Annotated in this window: 1 protein-coding gene; it reads left to right on the top strand. The window is 66.6% G+C overall.

What is annotated here, in order from left to right; genetic code table 11:
• Position 1 precedes the first annotated feature (1 nt).
• On the top strand, positions 2 to 734 hold a 733-nt coding region (locus DH10_RS36110; protein ID WP_246811707.1), incomplete at its 3' end, for an aminotransferase class V-fold PLP-dependent enzyme.

The following is a 734-nucleotide window of genomic DNA, read 5'->3' as shown; positions in this document are numbered from 1 at the left end:
CCTGCCGATGGAGGATATGCGCGCCGCCTCCTTCCCCAAGCTGACGCTGCCGCTGTTCGAGGACATCAAACGAGTGTTCAAGAACGAAACCGGCCGCGTCTTCATCTATCCATCGTCGGGCACCGGCGCCTGGGAAGCGGCCATGACCAACGTGCTCAGCCCCGGCGACCGGGTGCTGATGTCGCGCTTCGGCCAGTTCTCGCATCTGTGGGTCGACATGGCCGAGCGCCTCGGTTTCGACGTCGACGTCATCGATTGCGAATGGGGAACGGGCGTCCCGCTCGACCTCTATGCGGAAAGGCTGCGGGCCGACAAGGCGCACCGCATCAAGGCGGTCTTCTGCACCCAGAACGAAACCGCGACCGGCGTCATCAGCGACGTCGCCGGCTGCCGCGCCGCGCTTGACGCCGCGAACCACCCTGCGCTGCTGTTCGTCGACGGCGTGTCGTCGATCGGCTCGATCGATTTCCGCCAGGAGGAGTGGGGCGTCGACTGCGCCGTCAGCGGCTCGCAGAAAGGCTTCATGCTGCCGGCCGGCCTCGGCTTCCTGTCGGTCAGCAAGAAGGCGCTTGCCGCGGCGCGGGTCGCCACCCACCGGCACTGCTATTTCTCCTTCGAGGACATGATCCGCGCCAACGACGCCGGCTACTTCCCCTACACGCCGGCCACGCAGCTGCTGCGCGGCCTGCGCGCCTCGCTCGACCTGATCGCCGAGGAAGGACTGGAGAACATCT

Source organism: Mesorhizobium silamurunense (assembly GCF_014843825.1).
GTDB classification, from domain to species: Bacteria; Pseudomonadota; Alphaproteobacteria; order Rhizobiales; family Rhizobiaceae; genus Mesorhizobium; species Mesorhizobium silamurunense.
Note: the sequence above shows the minus strand (reverse complement) of the source record. Positions and strands in the feature narration are given on the sequence as shown.